Origin of the sequence: Agrobacterium tumefaciens, assembly GCF_031801495.1 — a bacterium.
Classification (GTDB): Bacteria; Pseudomonadota; Alphaproteobacteria; order Rhizobiales; family Rhizobiaceae; genus Agrobacterium; species Agrobacterium tumefaciens_K.
Map to the genome: position 1 here is coordinate 1,863,849 of NZ_JAOEGC010000002.1, position 16,494 is coordinate 1,880,342.

Below are 16,494 nucleotides of genomic sequence, written 5' to 3' on the forward strand. Positions count from 1 at the left end.
GTTTTTCCGACCACCGCCGGGAACTGCGCATTCGTATCGCAAATATCCGCCGTTCAGATAATCTGTCGTTCAACGCTCAACGAAGCAGCCGATACCGGAGGACACCATGAGCACCATAACAAAACGCGAAAATCCGGAAGCAGACCCGCGCGTCAAAGCTGTATTTGACGATATCCGCACGACCAGAAAATCGGATTTCATCAACAATATGTGGCTTTATCTGGCCTTCGATCCCGATCTTCTCGAAAAGACATGGGGTGAGGTCAAATCCGTGATGGCGACGCCATCGGCGCTCGATCCGCTGGTCAAGGAGATGCTTTATATCGCCGTTTCGGTCACCAATGGCTGCTCCTATTGCGCTCATTCGCATACGGCCGCGGCCAAGGCCAAGGGCATGACGGCCGCCGAACACGCCGATCTCATACGCGTCATCGCCCTTGCCGCCAAGACGAACCAGCTGGCAACGGCTTTACAATTGCCCGTCGACCATGCTTTTGACGCCGATACACCGTCCTGAATCGAAAATGCCTTGGAATAGGCGCTTTGGCGGGCGATACCAGAATAAAAGCAGAACGTAGTTCTGGCCTTTACATCCCGAATCACTACATTGGGCCGCATGAGCAACAGTTTCGACGATATGCCGTTCTTCGATGAAGAACCCTCCGAGCCACGCCGACAATCACCCGCGACGCCCTCCGCTGGCGGCCTGGGCATTGCCGCACGTGCCATGGCGGCCCGCGATCAGGCCCGTTCCGCTCCCGACTATCTCTCCGGACTCAACCCGGAACAGCGTGAGGCCGTTGAAACGCTGGACGGCCCGGTTCTGGTTCTCGCAGGCGCCGGCACCGGCAAGACCCGCGTTCTGACGACACGCATCGCACATCTTCTCGCAACGGGCAGAGCCTATCCGAGCCAGATCCTCGCCGTGACCTTTACCAACAAGGCCGCGCGCGAAATGAAGGAGCGCATTGGCGTTCTCGTCGGCGGTGCGGTCGAAGGCATGCCGTGGCTCGGCACCTTCCACTCCATCGGTGTGAAACTGCTGCGCCGTCATGCCGAACTCATCGGCCTGAAATCCGATTTCACCATTCTCGACACCGACGATGTGATCCGCCTGCTGAAGCAGCTCATTCAGGCAGAAGGTCTGGATGACAAGCGCTGGCCGGCCAAGCAGTTCGCTGGCATGATCGACAACTGGAAGAACAAGGGTCTGACGCCGCCGGATATTCCCGAAGGAGACAGCCGCGCCTTTGCGAACGGGAAAGGCCGAGAACTTTACGCCGCCTATCAGGCCCGTCTGAAGACGCTGAACGCCTGCGATTTCGGCGACCTGCTGCTACATCCGATCACGATCTTCCGACGCAACCCGGATATACTGAGAGAATATCACCAGAAGTTTCGCTACATTCTGGTGGACGAATATCAGGACACCAACACCGCACAATATATGTGGCTGCGTCTTCTCGCCCAGCGCCCGAAGGGCGAGCCGCAGAACGTCTGCTGCGTTGGCGACGACGACCAGTCGATCTATGGCTGGCGCGGCGCGGAAGTGGACAACATCCTGCGCTTCGACAAGGATTTTCCCGGTGCCAAGGTCATCAAGCTGGAACGCAACTACCGCTCCACAGAACATATTCTCGGTGCGGCCGGTCACCTGATCGCCCATAACGAAGGTCGCCTCGGCAAGACGCTGTTCACCGAAAAGAGCAGTCCGGACGACGAAAAGGTTGTCGTGCATGCCGCATGGGATTCCGAAGAGGAAGCCCGCGCCGTGGGTGAGGAAATCGAGCAGCTTCAGCGCAAGGGCAACAATCTCAACGACATGGCGATCCTTGTGCGCGCATCCTTCCAGATGCGCGAATTCGAAGACCGCTTTGTCACGCTTGGCCTGAACTACCGCGTCATCGGCGGCCCGCGCTTCTATGAGCGCATGGAAATCCGCGATGCCATGGCCTATTTCCGTCTTGTCTGCCAGCCTGCTGACGATCTGGCATTCGAGCGCATCGTCAACACGCCCAAACGCGGACTTGGGGATACCACCGTTCGCGCGCTGCACGATTACGCCCGCGCCCGTGACATTCCGATGCTGGCGGCTTCAGCCGACATCATCGAGACGGACGAACTGAAACCGAGGGCGCGCAAGGCGCTGTTCGATGTGGTGCAGGATTTCCGCCGCTGGCAGGGCCTTCTCGAAAACACCGAACACACGACGCTAGCCGAACAGATTCTCGACGAAAGCGGCTACACCGCCATGTGGCAGGCCGACAAATCCGCGGAAGCGCCGGGCCGGCTTGAAAACCTGAAAGAACTCATCCGCTCGATGGAATCATTCGAGAGCATGCGCGGGTTCCTCGAACATGTCGCGCTCGTCATGGATGCCGAACAGAACGAGGAACTCGACGCGGTGTCGATCATGACGCTGCATTCGGCTAAGGGTCTGGAATTCGACACCGTGTTCCTGCCGGGCTGGGAAGAAGGATTGTTCCCGCACCAGCGTGCACTCGATGAAGGCGGCCGCTCCGGCCTGGAGGAAGAACGCCGTCTGGCTTACGTCGGCATCACACGCGCCAAGAAGCTGTGCCATATCTGGTTCGTCTCGAACCGCCGCATCCATGGCCTGTGGCAGTCCACCCTGCCCTCCCGCTTTCTGGACGAACTGCCGCCCGCACATGTCGACGTTGCCGCATCCGACAGCAATTACGGCGGTTACGGCGGGCGTGGCGGTTATGGCCAGTCGCGCTTCGACAAGGCCGAACCATTCGCCAACAATTACTCGACGCCCGGCTGGAAGCGCGCGCAGGCCAACAAGACCGATGCCACCCGCGACAACTGGGGCACCCGCTCCGGTCACGCGGTGGAACGCATCGGTTACGGCGAAAGCGGCCCGAAAACGCGCACCATTGATGGCGAACTCGTTGCGAAATCCGTTGCGACCACCCCATCGAAGTTCTTCGTCGGCGACCGGGTTTTCCATATGAAATTCGGCAACGGCAATGTCTCGGCCGTGGAAGGCAACAAGCTGACGATCGATTTCGACAAGGCCGGACAGAAACGCGTTCTGGACGGCTTCGTGGAAAGGGTCTGATCGACCGCCCTATGCGTGGCCCACGACGATAGCGAGAGGACGGACTCACCCCTAATCCATCGCCCTCCCTTGGGCGATGATCTGCTAGGCACTAACGGCCTGTCGTGAAATCGGCCAGCTGGATCGCAGATCAAACCTCTCCCGGCGTGAACCCGATGAGATAGATCGCTGCGATGACGGCAGCGGCGATGAAAATTGAAATGACGAAAATCGTCATTCGCGTCAGGGGCTTGCGTGTCGTTTTCTGCATATGTTGATAACGGCGTCTCCGCCGTTTTTGTTCCGCGTCGCGGAAACATGGCTGATGATGACCGTGAGAAAGCCCGACAATTCGTTTCCTCCGCCACGGTATAGCCGCCAGGGCGTTTTCGTGTTGAAGGGATCAAACAGAACCGGTTCCATTCAACGAGGAAACGCTCTACAGCTGAGGAACATCCTCAGTATTTCGGCTTTCCATGACTGACCCCGTCCATTCCCGTCTCAATCCGCTGCATCTCGCCGCCGCATTCGCAAGCGGTGGCCTGTTGACCTTGATGGTGCACTTCAACGGCCAGCTTGCCCATTATGGCAATGCGCTGTTTTCCTCATGGACTGCGCATGGCACGGGCACGGTGGCAGCGCTGATCTATCTCGCCATACTGCGGGGAAATAGCACCCCGGATGGAGCCGCCAAACCCAGGGCACCGCTCTGGGCCTATTGTGGCGGCGTTGTCGGCGCAGCGATCGTCATTCTCACCTCTACTGCCGTCAACTCGCCTCTCGCCCTGTCGGGTACGATTGCGCTAGGGCTTGGCGGACAGGTGATCTTCAGTCTGCTCGCCGATCTCTTCGGCCTCTTCGGCCTGCCGAAACGTCGGCCGGATTTGCGCGACATGGCAGCCGTCGCGCTGATCCTCGGTGGCAGCGCGCTCATCATTCTGGTCGGGAGAGCGTCATGATTCTCTGGATTGCGATGGCATTCGCCGGCGGCCTCTTCGTGTCGCTCAGCCGGCAGATCAACGGTCGCCTTAGCCTCTCCACCTCGCCGCTGATGGCGTCGTTCTGGAACCACATCGTCGGTTTTGCCGTGCTGACCGTCATCGGCATCATCGTCGGCGGGCTGATCCCGCCGGGAGCCGCCGATGCGCCGTGGCTTGCCTTCATCGGTGGGCCGATAGGCGTCATCTTCATCGCGTCGGGAAGCTGGCTCATTCCACGTATCGGGGCAGTCAACACGGCGCTTCTGGTGATCAGCGGACAGATGGTATCGGGCGTCATTCTCGACCTTTTCAGCGAGAACCCGCCCCATGTCTGGCCGAGCGCACTCGGCATTCTCCTGATCCTCGGCGGAATGGCGCTGACGCAGCGACGCGGGAAATAAAGATCAGGAATCTGTCCCGCGGGAGAACATGCCAAGCAGCGTCTTGCCGCCGCTTTTCGTGCCGCTTTCGCCGCCCGTGCTGGCCAGCGTCGGACGGTTACCATTCAGCTTCGGCACGACAACCATGCGCTTGACCTCACCGCGTTTGAACGCGGCCAGGAAACGCGGATAATCCCTGAAAACCACACAGCCGTTGGATTCACCGCGCTTCGCCAGCATGTAGGTATGCGCCAGAAGGCCGTCGCGTCCATGCGGCTTCACGCCGTTTTCCGGCGTCAGGCGAATGGCCTCGACACCATGAAACAGTGCTTCGCGCATCGTCAGCTTGTAGCTGGAAGGCGGCGTCGAGCCGCGCATCTTCACATGCACGAAATCCGGGTTGTCGCGCATCTTGCCAATACCGGAATGCGCTTCGAGCTTCTCGCCGTTCGGCATATGAACGACGCCTGCGGAAATGTCGTAAATCGCCGTGCCACCACCACGATTGGGCCACGGAACGGCGTCCATCTTGCTTGGCTCGCGAACCGGATTATCCGGCTTCGCGAAGGCGAGCATGGCACCCGTTCCGTGTCTCTGCTGTTCCGGCGCACGCGCAGGAACCGGCGCTGCGGCCATCTGCGGCACGCTGTCGCTTGCTCTCGGCAGCGCTGGGCGGGGCGAAGGCTCGACCGTTTCGGCCTTTGCCAGTTCCGGCCGGAAACTCGGCAGCGGAACTTCGTCCGGAAGGGCGGCGCTTGCCTCTTCCTCGATCTGCGGCCGAGCCAGCGCGACCGCAAAGGCGGGATGCTCCGCCTCGGTGCCACGATAGGCCACTTCCGACGTACGGCCCAGAGCTGAATCGACGATGGCGGCCGGTTTCAAAGCTGCCAGTTCACCAGCATTTGCGGGCGCTTTTGCATTCGCGGCCCCACCGAAACGGCTGGCGAATTCCCTGGAGTTGATCTGCGGCGCAAGGCTGGCAACGCGCGTCGCCTTCTGGTTCCCGTGGCCCTGATCGTTCAGACGAGAAAATTTCCGGACATGGATGTTCCGCTCGGCCGTTTCGATCATCGCGTCCTTCGCCAGATCCAGCCTGGCGACCACGGTCTTTTCAAAATTGCCGATCCCGTGCGAGGCTGCAGCCATCGAATGGAGCGAAGCGAACGCGGTAATGGCACAAACACCGGCGAACACGCCGCCACCGAGGAGGGCCGACAAGCGGCCAAGAGATGAGGTTTCGCCTCTCTTTAAAGAAGACGCACCGGCAGGGCCGGAGCCGTTAAAGGCTGCCGCAGAAAACGCCATGATACTCGCTACTCGAACCGTTCACGCATGTCCGGCTGACGCCGGAGAAATTCGGGGACATCCGAATCGGGGGTAAGTACCACGCCGGTTTCGGAATTGACTGGCTCGAAGCATGACGAATTATGGTAACCAAATTCTTTACATGTCCCCAAAAAATGAAAACCCATCGAGCTCGATGCATTGACGTGAAACAAGGCAGCATGTCTTTCGTGAAAGCTGGAACGCCTGCAAAACCGGCATTTACCCCACCGCATGGTCAGGTAACGGGGGACTTGGCCGGAAGTTTGCTGCAATTGCGGCAGCACCGGGACAACATCGCCTCACAACGCCCCCTCATCGGCGGCCATAAAACAACCTTCACAAAGGGGCTTGATCGACCAAACCGGCCTTGGCATCCTCACGGGTAAAAATCCGGGAGGTCACCATGAAGACGCTGCTGCTCATCGATATTCAGAACGGTTTTTGCCCGGGCGGCAATCTTGCCGTTGCGGATGGCGACAAGGTGGTACCCATCGCCAATTCCCTGATTGAAAACGGCGGCTATGACCTCATCGTCGCGTCGCAGGACTGGCATCCGGCAAATCACGGCAGCTTCGCATCCCAGCACCCCGGCAAGAAACCCTTCGATATGGGCGAGCTTTCCGGCAAGCCGCAGATGATGTGGCCCGACCATTGCGTGCAGGGAACGGCGGACGCGGAGTTTCACCCCGACCTCAAGACCGACGCCTTCGACTATATCCAGCAGAAGGGCGAAAACCCTGCCGTCGACAGCTATTCGGCGTTTCGTGACAACGACCAGTACGCGGCCACGGGTCTCGCCGACTATCTGAGCCGTCAGGGCGTAACCGTGCTCGACGTCTGCGGTCTGGCGACGGACTACTGCGTCAGCTTCTCGGTGCTCGACGCCATCGACATGTTGCCGGGTGTCAAGGTGCGGTTCATCGAAGATGCCAGCCGGGGGATCGATCCTAAAGGCATCAAGGCGGCAATCGCAGCGATGCAGGCCAAGGGCGCAGCCACCATAAAAAGTCGAGACATACTGCGCGCCTAACCCTAACGCCGCGCAGGCTTTTCCAGAACGTCGATATCGCTCGCCGCATCGTCGAGGCGGCGCATGACTGCTGCATGGGCATCGCGAAGCCCCTCGTTGTAAAACGAGGCGCCCACCTCTTGCGCCAGAAAGTCGACAAAGATTTCCGCCTGCAACAAACCGATCTCGATATCCGTTTCCTGTGCGAGATAATCCCGGATACGGGCGGCCAGCGCGCTCTTTTCCTGTTTCTGCAGCATCGTCATGCCTCTGTTCATTTACTCAGGGTTTCTAGCGTGGCGCGACTGTCGGGCAAAGGTTCAAGAGAATCAATCGATCCATTCATGCAATTCGTTTGTCATGTCGACAGGAGGAATATACGAGCTGCCTTGTCAGGAGTTACCAGAAATGTTTGACGCAGATTTTCGCGAGGGTCTTCGCAACGGCCTTCCGATTGCCCTTTCCGCCGCCCCCTTTGGCGCGCTTTTCGGCGCGGTCGCCGTCGACAATGGCCTGAGCGTACTTGAAGCTACGATCATGAGCGGCACCGTCTACGCAGGCGCAAGCCAGCTCGTGGGCATCGAACTGTTCGGCCAGAAGGTCGCCCCGTGGCTCATCGTGCTGTCGGTCTTTGCGGTCAACTTCCGACACATTCTCTATTCGGCAGCGATTGCGAAGATGATCGCGCATTGGACCTTCGCCGAGAAAACAACGGGCTTTTTCCTTCTCGTCGATCCGCAGTTCGCGGAGGCGGTCAGACGTTATGAAAACGGCCAGAAGCTCGGCTTTTCCTGGTACATGGGCTTTGCCGCGCCGGTCTATGTCTTCTGGCTCGTCATGACGATCATCGGCGCATCACTGGGCAATCTCGTCGGCGATCCGAAGGCCATGGGCCTCGATGTGCTGTTGCCGATCTATTTCATGGGCATGGTCATGGGCTTCAGGACACGCGCCAATTTCTATCCCGTCATGCTGGCAAGCGCCTTAGGCGCAACCGCAGCCTACCATTTCGTCGGATCGCCGTGGCACGTCAGCATCGGCGCTGTGGCAGGCGTTCTCGTCGCTGTTCTTTATCCGCCAGCGGCAAACGGCACTGTAACAGGCAAAGGGGAAAAACAGTGAGCGATATCCTTCATGTCGATACGCTGCTGCTGATCGCTCTTGCAGCCATCGCCACCTATCTGACGCGTATTGGCGGTTATGTGCTGATGACGCGCATGAAATCCATTCCGCCGCGTATGGAAGCGGGCCTGAACGCCGTTCCCGTCGCAGTTCTGACGACACTCGTCGCACCCGCCTTTTTCGAGGGCGGGTACGAGTTCAAAATCGGAATGATTGCGGCGCTTGTCATCGCCCTGCGCTTTCAGGGGCTGACCATGCTGGTGGCGGGCTGGGCGATCGTCATCGCGCTGCGCCATTTCGCTATCGTGTAAGCGGCTTCGTGGCCTCGGCCAGCCATGCCTTCACAGTCGCATCGCTGATGATCGGCGAAACCTTTTCCGATACGGCAGCGTGATAGGCGTTCAGCCAATCCAGCTCTTCATCGGTCAGCAACGACGTCACGACCAGCCTGCGGTCGATGGGGCACCACGTCAGCGTTTCGAATGACAGCATCGGCTGATCGCCGCCTGCCACCTCTTCAGCCTCGCGCACATAGATGAGGTTCTCGATGCGGATGCCGAAAGCGCCGGGTCGGTAATAACCCGGCTCGTTGGAGAGGATCATGCCCGGCAGCAGTTCCTGTGTCGCGAGCCGGGAAATACGCTGCGGCCCTTCATGAACCGACAGGTAGGAGCCGACACCATGCCCGGTGCCGTGAGCATAATCCGCGCCCGCCTTCCATAGAGCGATGCGCGCCAGCGGATCGAGATCGCATCCACGCGACCCCTTGGGAAACTTTGCCAGACTGATGGCGATCATGCCCTTGAGGACCAGCGTGAAAAAGCGCTTCTGCTCTTCCGGCACAGAGCCAATCGCGACCGTGCGGGTGATGTCCGTCGTGCCGTTGATGTATTGCGCGCCGGAATCGACGAGGAACATTTCCCCATCCTTCAACAGACGGTCGCTTTCCGTCGTCACGCGGTAATGGATGATCGCGGCGTGTTCCCCTGCCCCGGAAATGGTGTCGAACGAAATGTCCTTGAGAGGGTTCTGCATCGCCTCACCGATACGCGCCCTCGCCGCCTCGAGCGCCTTGACGGCCGTGATTTCGCTAATGCTGCCGGGTTTCTGGCCATCCAGCCAGCAGAGATATTCGACCATGGCGGCACCGTCCTGCACATGAGCGGCAGCCGAACCCGCAAGCTCGGCACCATTCTTGCGGGCCCGCGGCAGACGAACGGGATCGGCCGCCTCCACCAGATCGCCACCAGCCGCGGTGATCGCACGCGTCAGAGCGACCGGCGCCAGATCGGCATCGACCATGATGCGCCCACCGGCACTCGCAATGGCATGCAGCCGGGGCTCGATCTGCGACGGCGGCAGCTGCGTCGAAAGCTGGGCGAGATAAGCTTCGGCCTCGATCTTCGTTTTGCGCTTGTCGAGGAAAATATCTGCCCTGCCGTCGGCATAGATGATGGCGCGGGCCAGCGGATGTGGCGTGTGCGGCACATCATTACCGCGGATATTGAAGATCCAGGCAATCGACGAAGGGTCCGTCACCAGAACGGCCTGTGCGCCCTTTGCCACGACCGCTTCGGCCACCTCGGCAATTTTCTCCTTCGCCAGCTTACCGGTGAAGGCATCGGGCTGGATCGTCACCGGCTCCAGAGGCTCGGAGGGGCGGCCCTCCCACAACGAATCGAGCGGGTTCCTGTCCAGAAGGACAACCACGCCCCCCTTGGCCGCCAGCGCCTTTTCCAGACGCTTCAGCTCCGCATCGGTGTGCAGCCATGGATCAATACCGAGACGAAAACCCTGCCCTGCATGCTCTGCCAACCAGACCGGGGGCGGCGCGCCGACCAGATCGCCGCCGCTGAACACCGACTGGTCCACCTGCGAGGTAAGCTGTGTCGTATAACGCCCATCGACAAAAACCACAGCCTGATCGCGCGTTATCAGCGCGATACCGGCGGAACCGGTGAAGCCCGTCAGCCAGGCCAGACGTTCCGATGCCTCGGGAACATATTCGCCCTGATACTCGTCGGCACGCGGCACCAGAAATCCATCGATCCCCAGAGCGTCGAATTGACTCCGCAGGGTATCGACGCGAGCCTTGCCGAACTGCGGGGTGGATTTGTTTTCGAAGGTCTGGAACATGGGTGTTTTCCGGAAACTGTCATCTGGATGTGATTGTCGATTGCAACCGGCGAAGCGGCTGCGAAGGGCGACAATGGCATGTGCGGCGATGTGGTTTCAAGCGGCTATATCAAGCGCAAAATTTACGCAGACTTCAGCTCAATAGTCATACATAAATTCACGACTTATGCGAATAACGCATGCCTACCGTGACATCTCGCCACTAATCAAACAAAAAGGCATCGCTTATATTCAACTCATCGAACGGGGAGACAAACTTTCCCGTACAAACAAGGATTTGAAAAATGGCAAAGTCTTTCCTCCGCACGGCTTTCGATCGCGTTATTGAGGCACGCGAGCGTCAGGTAAGCCGCCACGTTGACGCCGCCCTGCTGAACCTCGACGACGCGTCGCTCGCAGCACTCGGCAAGAGCCGCGCAGAACTTCGCCGCACGGCAAAGTCCAGCTACGTATTCTGATTGCTTTCAGGTGCGGATCTCCTCCCTCCACCGCCCCTGAAAAACGGAATACGCCAGCCCGCTTGAGTTCCTCCTCCTCGACTCGCGGGCAAGATCAGCAAGACTGATCACAGGCGGCGCGCAAGCGCCGCCTTTTTTATGTCGACGGATGAGGATCATCGGTCCTTGCGAAGATGCAGCGTGACCCAGCCATTGCGCCAGATCGTGCGGACATGCGAAAGCCGCGCACCATTATAGGCGGCGAGCACCTTCCAGCGCTGCGATGCGAGAATACCCGAGAGAATGACGGTACCGCCCGGTGCCAGATGCGACACGAGCTGCGGCGCCATCTTGATGAGAGGCCGCGCCAGAATGTTGGCGATGATCAGGTCGAACGGGCCGTGCTTGCGAAATGCATCCGAGTGAAAACCCGGCGCCGTTTCAAGCGTCATGCCAGACGCTATACCGTTCAGGCGAACATTTTCCTTGGCAACCCTGACCGCGATCGGATCGATGTCCGTCGCCAGAACCGGAATGGGACGCATCTTGCGCACGGCAATAGCCAGAACGCCGCTGCCGGTGCCGAGGTCGAGCGCATTGCGAATGGTGCGCGCCCGCAGCACATCCTCGATCATTTCAAGGCAACCCGCCGTCGTACCGTGGTGGCCGGTCCCGAATGCCTGCCCCGCCTCGATCTCGATGGCCAGATCGTTCGGCCTAACCTTGTCGCGGTCGTGCGAGCCATGAACGATAAAGCGGCCCGCTCGGACGGGCTTCAGCCCCTCCAGAGACTTGGCAATCCAGTCGATATCGGGAATGCCTTCCTTGTGGATGACGAGATCGGGAAAGGCGGGCGCGAGCAACTCAGCCACGCGGGCCCGATACTCTTCTTCCTGATCGGCCATGAGGTAGACCGATGCTTCCCAGATGTCGCGCTTCTCATCCACTTCGGTCGTGGCAATCGCAACGTCTTCCTCGCCGAAATAGTCGGACATGAGATCGAGGATTTCACCGGCCTTCATTTCGGTCGTGGTGACGTAAAGTCGGATTTCGCTCACGGCAGGCTGCTTTCCTTGGCTTGGGGTCTGCCTTTGCCTTTGCCACAAAAAGCCCGCCAATCCAATAAGCAAAGGGGCGAAACCCGCACGGGTTTCGCCCCCTCATCGTCTTGACGATCAGGCGTCGCGCCGATCAGCTCTTCACGAGGTTTTCCAGCTTCTGCACGGCAACGTCGGGGTTTTCGCCATAGGCGATGGTCCCGGCAAAACGGGCTTCCGAGTCAAGCAGGATCACTGAGGCGGTGTGATCCATGGTGTAATCGCCGTTCGGATCTTTCTCGTCGACCGGAACTTTCTTGGCGTAAATCCTGTAACCCTTGAGCGTCTCTGCAATCTTGTCGGCAGAGCCCGTAACGCCAATTATGCGCTTGGACACATTCGATACATATTGCTGCATGATCTCAGGTGTATCCCGCTCAGGATCGACCGAAATGAAATAGGCCTGCATCTTGTCGCCAGCCGGATCGACCTTCTCCATCCAGCCGTTCAGCTCGAACAGTGTGGTCGGGCAGACTTCCGGGCAATGGGTGAATCCGAAGAAAATCGCCGTCGGCTTGCCTGTAAAGGCTTTCTCGGTAATCGGCTGGCCATTCTGCGCCGTCAGCTCGAAGGGAACGCCATAGGCGGTTTCCACCATTTCTTCCCGCGCCTTGGTCATTTCCAGCGTCAGCCAGCCAATGATGCCACCGAGAACAACAACGACGGCCCACAATGCAATGCGAATATTTCTCATTTTCGATCCTGCCCATCCCATCGGCGTAACCGCCAATCTTCGCCGTGTGGATAATCAACAGTGCACACGACGGCAAATCAACTCGGCGTATTTCGCCTGCCCGCGCTGATTTGTCACAAACGGCAAACGCGGATCAGCAATTCAGAAACACCAGGAAATTCCGCTCTGGACTGCGGAAAGGAAAATGTCGGTGCCATGCCGCATCCAACCATCGAAGGTCAAAATCACGACAGCCACCACGGCAGCCGTGGCAACGCCACCGAGAGCGAATTTGAGCGGACTGGAGAGAAGCGCGTTCATGCCAACAACTATATCCGGCATTCGCTTCCGCGAGAACCGATAAAATACGTGCCGTTCCGGAGCACTTGGGCAAAACTGTTAGGGAATGTTTAAAATCTTGCTGTGCATTATCGCTGACAGCGGTTTTCAAGCGCCGACATGATGTCTCCCGGGAAAAATCCCGCTTCCGCATAACGCCTCAATACCATGCCAGGCCTGCCAGAGAGCCATCAGGGGAAAGTTCCGGCCATGTCCAACGCCATCAAACAATCCGGCGCGTATCTCGAAATCGTTTCCTTCCATCTCGGCGATCAGGAATTCTGCATCGACATCATGGCGATCCGCGAAATCCGCGGCTGGGCGCCGGTGACGCCGATGCCGCATACACCGCCTTACGTTCTGGGACTCATCAACCTGCGCGGCGCCGTCATCCCTGTCATCGACATGGCCGGCCGCCTCGGCATGAAGATGACCGAGCCTTCCGAACGCTCCGCGATCATCGTCACCGACATCGGCGGCAAGCTCGTCGGCCTGCTGGTCGAACAGGTGTCAGACATGATGACGATCAGCGCCGAATCCCTGCAGCCTGCGCCGGATATCATCCCGGAAGAGCAGCGCAATTTCTGCCGCGGCATCGTCGCGCTGGAAAAGAGCATGGTCTGCTTCCTCAACCTCGATACGGTCATCGCCGACGAACTGGCGCGCGAAGCCGCCTGATCGGCAAGCAGCATCGATGGATTTTACGAAACGGCGAGCCTCACGGCTTGCCGTTTTTCCATGTGACCTGCTGGTTATAAAGCGGCACCGTGGAGATCGCCATCTTGGCGGAACCGTCCGTCAGTTCCCGCGCATGGATCAGGTAGATCAGCGTGTCGTTCGTCTTGTCGTAGACACGGCTGACGACAAGTTTTTTCCAGATCAGCGACATGCCCTGCCGGAAAACCTCTTCTCCACCCTTGGACAGATTGATGTCACCGATTTCCACCGGGCCGGTCTGGCTGCACGAAATCGCGTTGTTCGAGGGATCCTCGAACCAGTTGCCGTTCTTCAACCTGTCGATCATGCCACGCTCGAAGTAGGTAACATGGCAGGTGACGCCGCTGATCTTGGGATCGGCGACGGCCTCTACCATGATATCGTTGCCGATCCAGTCGACACCCACCTCTCCGACCACCTCGGAATGCGCAGCGGATATCGGAACCAGGGCCAGAAAACCCGCAAAAAGCGCCCGCAAACCCTTCGTCTTCATCGCATGTTCTCCATTGCGTTCAGATGGAAGATAGGAAATCCGCTCCGTCAGGCAAGCCGGGAAGCGACGCGTTTTTTCATGCTGCACGGCTCATAACCCGTGGCAGTCAACCGCCCGGCAACCATGCCGATCCGCTCAGGCACATCGCGGATATCCGCAACCTTCAACGATTTTGCAGCGGCAATCGCGGCAGCGGCACAAACCACCGCATCTTCCGCCGCATTGTGATGGACGAAACGAAGCTGGAGGTGATCGGCAATGACATTGAGCTTGTGCGACGGCAGGTGCGGCCAGACGCGCTGGGAAATCTTGACGCTGCACAGGTAGGAGAGCTGCGGATAACGCTGCCGGTATTTGTCGAACGAGGCGCGCATGACGCTGAAATCGAAGGCGGCGTTATGGGCAATCATCGTTGCGTCATGGAAGTCGTCGATGAACTCCTCCATAACCTCGGGAAACTCCGGCGCATTCTCGACGTCGGCCGGGCGGATGCCGTGAACGGCGATATTGAACGGCGAAAACCGCATGTCTCTGGGGCGAATGAGCCGTTCCTCGACACGCACGATCTCACCTTGCTCTATCCACGCCAACCCGACGGAGCAGGCACTGCCCCTCTCCTCATTGGCGGTTTCGAAATCGATGGCGATGGTTTTCAAAAGTGATTCCCGTGTCTGTCTCACCCCCGGCATAAACCGGAATCGGTTCAAAGAGAACCGTCGCCGCCAGAATGGGCTTGCGAGAGCATCCAGTCGCGCAGCTTCACTAAATCAGGATTGTCGAGCATTCGCGGCGGATAGACGAGGAAATAGGCAAGCGTGCTGGTGATGTCTTTTTCAAAAGGCGCCAACAGTGTCCCCTCAGCAAGCTCCCGCGAAACCAGCGACCGCCGCGTCAACGCAATGCCGTGCCCCGCCTTGGCGGCATCGAGCGCGCCGTTGCTGTCGATGAAGACCGTCCCCCCGGACGCATCGACGTCCGCAGCACCCGCTGTTTCCAGCCAGAGACGCCACTCGTTCCTGTTCTCGTCATGCAGCAACGGAACGGATTTCAGATCACCCGGCACCCGCAGCGGCCCGCGTTTTTCGATCAGCATCGGTGAGCACACCGGCAACGTGCTGTCGTCTATGAACCGGATGCTTTCCAGTCCCTCATAACGGCCATAACCATGCCGCACGGCAAGATCGACGTCATCCTTGGAAAAATCCACCAGACGGTTCGTCACGCTGATGCGTACATCGATGTGCGGATGCTGTTGCTGGAAGGCCGGTAGCCGCGGCATCAACCATTGAGCTGCGAAGGTCGGCGTGCAGCTGAGCGTAAGAACCGTGATATCCGAGCGCGCCGTCAGTTCCGCCGTGGCCTCGCGCATCATACGGAATGCGGTGCGAAGCGCACCGTAATATCGTTCACCCTTACGGGTCAGCTGAATGCTGCGCGGTCTGCGGAAGAACAACTGCACGCCAAGGCGCGTTTCCAGATCGCGGACCTGAAGGCTGACCGCACCCGGCGTCACGTTGAGCTCGTTCGCGGCAAGGGTGACACTTCGGTAACGCGCTGCCGCTTCGAAAGCCTGCAAGCCTTTGAGGGATGGAAGTTCTGCAGCCATGATTTAGCCAACCTCAATCATTCAGCGAAAAACAATCGTTTGAAAGTAGCCTGCAACAGGCAGTAAATAAACATAATTCGCAATGAAAAGTCCGATAAGAAAAAAATGATGCAGAGGAAAACTCAACCGATATCGGGTGGAGTTTTGCTTCCGTGTCAGCAATTATTCAACCCTCGGAGGGAACATCATGTCGGTACAAAAACAGATGAACGCCACAGAATGGGCAATGCTCGTGGCGCTCTCCCTGCTCTGGGGGGGATCGTTCTTTTTCGTCGGTATCGCCGTGAAGGAGTTACCGCCGGTGACGATCGTGACGCTACGTGTATCTCTTGCGGCGATCGCGCTCCTGATCGTCTGCCGCATCATGGGTCTTCAGCTGCCCCGCCAGTGGACGGTATGGCGTGCCTTTTTCGGCATGGGGCTGCTCAACAACATCATTCCCTTCTGCCTGATCGTCTGGGGCCAGACGCATATTGCAAGCGGCCTCGCTTCCGTTCTGAATGCAACCACGCCGCTGTTTACGGTGATCGTCGCCCATTTCCTCACCGCCGACGAGAAGATGACCGGCAACAAGCTGGCGGGTGTCCTTGTTGGCTTCGCCGGAGTAGCAACGATGATCGGTCCGGCCGCCCTGGCTGGCGCAACATCCGGTCTGGTCGGACAGATCGCCGTCCTCGGCGCCGCCATCTCATACGCCTTCGCCAGCATATTCGGCCGCCGCTTCAAGGCAATGGGCGTACCGCCGCTGATGACAGCAACCGGTCAGATCTCCTCCTCGACGCTGATGCTGATTCCGCTGGCGCTGCTGATCGACAAACCGTGGACGCTCGCGATGCCCGGCCTCGAAACATGGGGGGCGCTGGTCGGCATCGCGCTCCTGTCGACGGCACTCGCCTATCTCATCTTCTTCCGCATTCTGGCGACGGCTGGTGCGACCAATCTCGCCCTCGTGACCTTCCTCATTCCCGTCAGCGCCATCCTGCTCGGCTCCATGTTTCTCGGTGAACGGCTGGAACCCAAGCATTTCGCAGGAATGGCGATGATCGCCGCCGGACTGGCAGCAATCGACGGAAGGCTGCTCAGGCGTCTGCGGCTCGCGTAAAACGGGAAGAGGC

At 59.0% G+C, this 16,494-nt stretch carries 19 protein-coding genes; 11 read left to right on the forward strand and 8 right to left on the reverse strand.

The window, feature by feature from the left end:
• Positions 1 to 106 precede the first annotated feature (106 nt).
• The 4 genes from N7578_RS18530 to N7578_RS18545 all read left to right on the forward strand — a co-directional run bounded on the left by N7578_RS18530 (position 107) and on the right by N7578_RS18545 (position 4,445).
• Positions 107 to 517, forward strand: coding sequence for a carboxymuconolactone decarboxylase family protein (locus N7578_RS18530; protein ID WP_311111699.1), 411 nt, complete (start codon positions 107 to 109; stop codon positions 515 to 517).
• Positions 518 to 616: 99 nt separating this feature from the next.
• A complete protein-coding gene (locus N7578_RS18535) occupies positions 617 to 3,085 on the forward strand; it encodes a UvrD-helicase domain-containing protein (RefSeq protein ID WP_311111700.1) in 2,469 nt (822 codons plus the stop codon).
• Between the two features lie 455 nt (positions 3,086 to 3,540).
• On the forward strand, positions 3,541 to 4,023 hold the full coding sequence (locus N7578_RS18540; protein WP_311111701.1) for a DMT family transporter: 483 nt from the start codon (positions 3,541 to 3,543) through the stop codon (positions 4,021 to 4,023).
• Complete coding sequence (locus N7578_RS18545; protein ID WP_311111702.1) at positions 4,020 to 4,445, forward strand: DMT family transporter; 426 nt, start codon at positions 4,020 to 4,022, stop codon at positions 4,443 to 4,445. The genes N7578_RS18540 and N7578_RS18545 overlap by 4 nt, the downstream gene beginning before the upstream one ends.
• Before the next feature lie 3 nt (positions 4,446 to 4,448).
• On the opposite strand, the gene N7578_RS18550 is transcribed toward N7578_RS18545, so the two are convergent.
• Positions 4,449 to 5,729, reverse strand: coding sequence for a DUF2778 domain-containing protein (locus tag N7578_RS18550; protein WP_311111703.1), 1,281 nt, complete (start codon positions 5,727 to 5,729; stop codon positions 4,449 to 4,451).
• Positions 5,730 to 6,153: 424 nt separating this feature from the next.
• Between N7578_RS18550 and pncA the strand changes: the two genes are divergently transcribed.
• Positions 6,154 to 6,780: a bifunctional nicotinamidase/pyrazinamidase gene (gene pncA / locus N7578_RS18555; protein ID WP_311111704.1), complete on the forward strand. Its 627-nt coding sequence runs from the start codon at positions 6,154 to 6,156 to the stop codon at positions 6,778 to 6,780.
• 2 nt (positions 6,781 to 6,782) lie between these two features.
• Here pncA and N7578_RS18560 read toward each other — a convergent pair whose 3' ends face one another.
• A complete protein-coding gene (locus N7578_RS18560) occupies positions 6,783 to 7,019 on the reverse strand; it encodes a DUF2164 domain-containing protein (RefSeq protein WP_311111705.1) in 237 nt (78 codons plus the stop codon).
• A 148-nt stretch (positions 7,020 to 7,167) separates the two neighbouring features.
• Between N7578_RS18560 and N7578_RS18565 the strand changes: the two genes are divergently transcribed.
• Both N7578_RS18565 and N7578_RS18570 read left to right on the forward strand, forming a co-directional pair.
• Positions 7,168 to 7,881: an AzlC family ABC transporter permease gene (locus N7578_RS18565; RefSeq protein WP_311111706.1), complete on the forward strand. Its 714-nt coding sequence runs from the start codon at positions 7,168 to 7,170 to the stop codon at positions 7,879 to 7,881.
• Positions 7,878 to 8,192, forward strand: a complete 315-nt coding sequence (locus N7578_RS18570) for an AzlD family protein (protein ID WP_311111707.1) — start codon at positions 7,878 to 7,880, stop codon at positions 8,190 to 8,192. Before N7578_RS18565 ends, N7578_RS18570 begins: the two co-directional genes overlap by 4 nt.
• On the opposite strand, the gene N7578_RS18575 is transcribed toward N7578_RS18570, so the two are convergent.
• Positions 8,182 to 10,017, reverse strand: a complete 1,836-nt coding sequence (locus tag N7578_RS18575; protein WP_311111708.1) for an aminopeptidase P family protein — start codon at positions 10,015 to 10,017, stop codon at positions 8,182 to 8,184. The genes N7578_RS18570 and N7578_RS18575 overlap by 11 nt on opposite strands.
• Before the next feature lie 284 nt (positions 10,018 to 10,301).
• Here N7578_RS18575 and N7578_RS18580 point away from each other — a divergent pair, with 284 nt between their 5' ends.
• On the forward strand, positions 10,302 to 10,475 hold the full coding sequence (locus N7578_RS18580) for a hypothetical protein (RefSeq protein ID WP_311111709.1): 174 nt from the start codon (positions 10,302 to 10,304) through the stop codon (positions 10,473 to 10,475).
• A 155-nt stretch (positions 10,476 to 10,630) separates the two neighbouring features.
• Here N7578_RS18580 and N7578_RS18585 read toward each other — a convergent pair whose 3' ends face one another.
• Together N7578_RS18585 and N7578_RS18590 are read right to left on the reverse strand one after the other, a co-directional pair.
• Positions 10,631 to 11,512: a 50S ribosomal protein L11 methyltransferase gene (locus tag N7578_RS18585; protein ID WP_311111710.1), complete on the reverse strand. Its 882-nt coding sequence runs from the start codon at positions 11,510 to 11,512 to the stop codon at positions 10,631 to 10,633.
• A gap of 133 nt (positions 11,513 to 11,645) precedes the next feature.
• Positions 11,646 to 12,245, reverse strand: coding sequence for an SCO family protein (locus tag N7578_RS18590; RefSeq protein ID WP_311111711.1), 600 nt, complete (start codon positions 12,243 to 12,245; stop codon positions 11,646 to 11,648).
• Between the two features lie 60 nt (positions 12,246 to 12,305).
• Between N7578_RS18590 and N7578_RS18595 the strand changes: the two genes are divergently transcribed.
• The gene (locus tag N7578_RS18595; protein WP_311111712.1) at positions 12,306 to 12,638 is read left to right on the forward strand and encodes a hypothetical protein; all 333 of its coding nucleotides are present in this window, start codon (positions 12,306 to 12,308) and stop codon (positions 12,636 to 12,638) included.
• 135 nt (positions 12,639 to 12,773) lie between these two features.
• A complete protein-coding gene (locus tag N7578_RS18600; protein WP_311111713.1) occupies positions 12,774 to 13,241 on the forward strand; it encodes a chemotaxis protein CheW in 468 nt (155 codons plus the stop codon).
• Between the two features lie 40 nt (positions 13,242 to 13,281).
• Here the strand turns inward: N7578_RS18600 and N7578_RS18605 are convergent, their stop codons facing one another.
• Genes N7578_RS18605 through gcvA form a run of 3 tightly spaced genes read right to left on the reverse strand, consistent with a single transcriptional unit; the run spans position 13,282 to position 15,379 of the window.
• Positions 13,282 to 13,773 carry a CreA family protein gene (locus tag N7578_RS18605; protein ID WP_311111714.1) on the reverse strand — a complete coding sequence of 164 codons (492 nt, stop codon included), beginning with the start codon at positions 13,771 to 13,773 and terminating at the stop codon, positions 13,282 to 13,284.
• A 47-nt stretch (positions 13,774 to 13,820) separates the two neighbouring features.
• A complete protein-coding gene (locus N7578_RS18610; RefSeq protein WP_311111715.1) occupies positions 13,821 to 14,429 on the reverse strand; it encodes a 3'-5' exonuclease in 609 nt (202 codons plus the stop codon).
• Between the two features lie 47 nt (positions 14,430 to 14,476).
• On the reverse strand, positions 14,477 to 15,379 hold the full coding sequence (gene gcvA / locus N7578_RS18615; protein ID WP_311111716.1) for a transcriptional regulator GcvA: 903 nt from the start codon (positions 15,377 to 15,379) through the stop codon (positions 14,477 to 14,479).
• Between the two features lie 187 nt (positions 15,380 to 15,566).
• Here gcvA and N7578_RS18620 point away from each other — a divergent pair, with 187 nt between their 5' ends.
• Positions 15,567 to 16,481: a DMT family transporter gene (locus tag N7578_RS18620; RefSeq protein WP_311111717.1), complete on the forward strand. Its 915-nt coding sequence runs from the start codon at positions 15,567 to 15,569 to the stop codon at positions 16,479 to 16,481.
• Positions 16,482 to 16,494 lie beyond the last annotated feature (13 nt).

Coding starts and splice junctions, on each gene's coding strand:
- N7578_RS18530 (WP_311111699.1), top strand. CDS start 107: ATGAGCACCATAACAAAACGCGAAAATCCGGAAGCAGACCCGCGCGTC.
- N7578_RS18535 (WP_311111700.1), top strand. CDS start 617: ATGAGCAACAGTTTCGACGATATGCCGTTCTTCGATGAAGAACCCTCC.
- N7578_RS18540 (WP_311111701.1), top strand. CDS start 3,541: ATGACTGACCCCGTCCATTCCCGTCTCAATCCGCTGCATCTCGCCGCC.
- N7578_RS18545 (WP_311111702.1), top strand. CDS start 4,020: ATGATTCTCTGGATTGCGATGGCATTCGCCGGCGGCCTCTTCGTGTCG.
- N7578_RS18550 (WP_311111703.1), bottom strand. CDS start 5,729: ATGGCGTTTTCTGCGGCAGCCTTTAACGGCTCCGGCCCTGCCGGTGCG.
- pncA (WP_311111704.1), top strand. CDS start 6,154: ATGAAGACGCTGCTGCTCATCGATATTCAGAACGGTTTTTGCCCGGGC.
- N7578_RS18560 (WP_311111705.1), bottom strand. CDS start 7,019: ATGCTGCAGAAACAGGAAAAGAGCGCGCTGGCCGCCCGTATCCGGGAT.
- N7578_RS18565 (WP_311111706.1), top strand. CDS start 7,168: ATGTTTGACGCAGATTTTCGCGAGGGTCTTCGCAACGGCCTTCCGATT.
- N7578_RS18575 (WP_311111708.1), bottom strand. CDS start 10,017: ATGTTCCAGACCTTCGAAAACAAATCCACCCCGCAGTTCGGCAAGGCT.
- N7578_RS18580 (WP_311111709.1), top strand. CDS start 10,302: ATGGCAAAGTCTTTCCTCCGCACGGCTTTCGATCGCGTTATTGAGGCA.
- N7578_RS18590 (WP_311111711.1), bottom strand. CDS start 12,245: ATGAGAAATATTCGCATTGCATTGTGGGCCGTCGTTGTTGTTCTCGGT.
- N7578_RS18600 (WP_311111713.1), top strand. CDS start 12,774: ATGTCCAACGCCATCAAACAATCCGGCGCGTATCTCGAAATCGTTTCC.
- N7578_RS18605 (WP_311111714.1), bottom strand. CDS start 13,773: ATGAAGACGAAGGGTTTGCGGGCGCTTTTTGCGGGTTTTCTGGCCCTG.
- gcvA (WP_311111716.1), bottom strand. CDS start 15,379: ATGGCTGCAGAACTTCCATCCCTCAAAGGCTTGCAGGCTTTCGAAGCG.
- N7578_RS18620 (WP_311111717.1), top strand. CDS start 15,567: ATGTCGGTACAAAAACAGATGAACGCCACAGAATGGGCAATGCTCGTG.